Source organism: Streptomyces sp. NPDC057963 (genome assembly GCF_042887155.1).
GTDB lineage: Bacteria > Actinomycetota > Actinomycetes > Streptomycetales > Streptomycetaceae > Streptomyces.
The window spans coordinates 1-2303 of sequence record NZ_JBHVPX010000068.1 but is presented as its reverse complement, the minus strand read 5'-3'; the positions used below and the strand labels follow the sequence as shown (position 1 = coordinate 2303).

The 2303-nt window shown below is 70.7% G+C and carries 1 protein-coding gene; it reads right to left on the bottom strand.

What is annotated here, in order from left to right; genetic code table 11:
- On the bottom strand, positions 1-2246 hold a 2246-nt coding region (locus tag ACFVT1_RS40945; protein WP_389805856.1), incomplete at its 3' end, for an amino acid adenylation domain-containing protein.
- Between the last annotated feature and the right edge of the window lie 57 nt (positions 2247-2303).

Here is a 2303-nt window from a genome sequence, read left to right as displayed (position 1 = left end):
TATCCGACGATGCGCCGGTCACCGGGCCGGTCCTCCCGGACCACGACCGCCGCCTGCGCGACACCGGGGCAGGACAGCAGCGCCGACTCGATCTCACCCGGCTCGATCCGATAGCCGCGCACCTTCACCTGGTCGTCGGCACGGCCCAGGAACTCCAGATTCCCGTCCGCACGCCACCGCACCACATCACCCGTCCGGTACATCCGGCCACCACCACCACCGAACGGATCCGCCACGAACCGCTCCGCCGTCGGACCAGGCCGGCCCACATACCCCCGAGCCACCCCGGAACCCGCGAGGAACAACTCCCCCGGCGTCCCCACCGGAACCGGCCGCAACCCACCGTCCAGCACATACACCCGCGTGTTGTCCAGGGGGCGTCCGATGGGCAGGGTGTGCCCGTCGACCGCCTGCCCGGGGGCGAGGCGGTACTCGGTGGCGCTGACCGTGGTTTCGGTGGGGCCGTAGACGTTGCGCACCGCGACATCCGGATGACGGCGGCGCCAGTCCTCCAGGGCGGCAGCGTTGACGGGCTCGCCCGCCAGGAGGAGTTCGCTCGTCGGGGCGTACTCCTTCGGCAGCTCCATGAGCAGCGACAGGTGGCTGGGGGTCGCCTTCAGGAAGGTGTACGGCGCGGTCTGCGCCGATCGCCCGGCTTCGGCGTCCCGGAGGGATCCGATGACCACGCACCCGCCGGAGATCAGCGGGACGTAGAGCGCCGTGACCGTCATGTCGAACGAGACGGAGGAGTGCAGCAAGGCGGCGCCGCGGGTGCTCGGATATCCGGAGCGTGCGCCTGTCAGGTAGTCGGCGAGCGCTCCGTGCTCGACCATGACGCCCTTCGGCGTACCCGTGGACCCGGAGGTGTAGATCACGTAGGCGGCGTTGCGCGGGTGCAGGGGCCGCAGCCGCTCGGCGTCCGACGGGGGATTCGCCGGCCGCCGCGCCACGTCGGCGGCGACGTCGGGGTCGTCGATCAGCAGGGTGACGGCGGCCGGGCCATGGGCCGACCCGACCGGCGCGTCCTTGGTCGTGACCAGCACCAGCGGTGCGGTGTCGGCCTGCATGAGGGCGATCCGCTCGGCCGGGTACTCCGTGTCGAGAGGCAGGTAGGCCGCCCCCGTCTTCGCGACCGCGAGCAGGGCCACCATGAGTTCCGGGGAGCGGGGCAGGGCGATCGCGACGACCTGCTCCGGGCCCGCTCCGAGGCCGATCAGGTGGTGCGCGAGCCGGTTGGCGCGGATTTCCAGTTCGGCGTACGTCAGGACGGTGTCACCGTCCGACACGGCGGGTGCCCGGGGCGTGCGGGCAGCCTGTACCTCGAACATCCGGGGCAGCAGGTCTGCCGGGGCCGGGCGGTCCGTGTCGTTCCATTCCCCGAGGATCCGGCTGCGCTCCTCGGCGGAGAGCAGGTCCACCTGGCTGATCGGCTTGCCGGGGTCGGCGACCGAGGCCCGCAGCAGCCGCTTCAGACGTTCCAGGGCCGACTCCACGGTGGCGTGGTCGAACAGGCCGGCGTTGTACCGCGCCATGCCCTCGACTCCGGCGGGTGCGCCGTCGTCGTCGTGCCTCTCGCCCATGCTCAGGAGCAGGTCGAACTTCGAGAAGGCGTCGGCGGTCGGCTCGATCGCGATGCCCAACCCGGGCAGGTCCAGCTTCTCGTCGGGGGTGTTGTCCAGGGCCAGCCAGACCTGGAACAGCGGGTGGCGGGTCATCGACCGCGCCGGATTGAGCACCTCCACCAGCCGCTCGAACGGCAGATCCTGGTGCTCGTACGCCGCCAGATCAGTGGCACGCACCCGCCCGAGCAGCTCCTGGAACGAGGGGTCACCACTGGTGTCCGTGCGCAGCACCAGCGTGTTCACGAAGAACCCGATCAGGTCGTCCAGCGCGTCGTCGGTACGGCCCGCGATCGGAGCACCGATCGGGATGTCGTTCCCCGCACCCAGCCGGCTCAGCAGAGCGGCGAGTCCGGCCTGGAGCACCATGAAGACGGTGGCACCTCGGACTCGGGCGAGTGCGGTCATGGCCCGGTGCAGCTCGGGGTCGAGGGAGAACCGTATGACGCGGCCGGGCTGCGCACTCTCCGCAGCTGTCCTGGGCCGGTCGGCAGGAAGGGAGATCTCCTCCGGAAGATCCGCCAATGCCTCGGTCCAGTACGCCAGTTGTTGCGAAACAGCACTCTCCCGATCGTCCTCGGCTCCGAGGACCTCACGCTGCCACAACGCATAATCCGCATACTGCACCGGCAACGGCGACCACACCGGCACCCCACCCGCACAACGCGCCGCATAAGCAGCCGC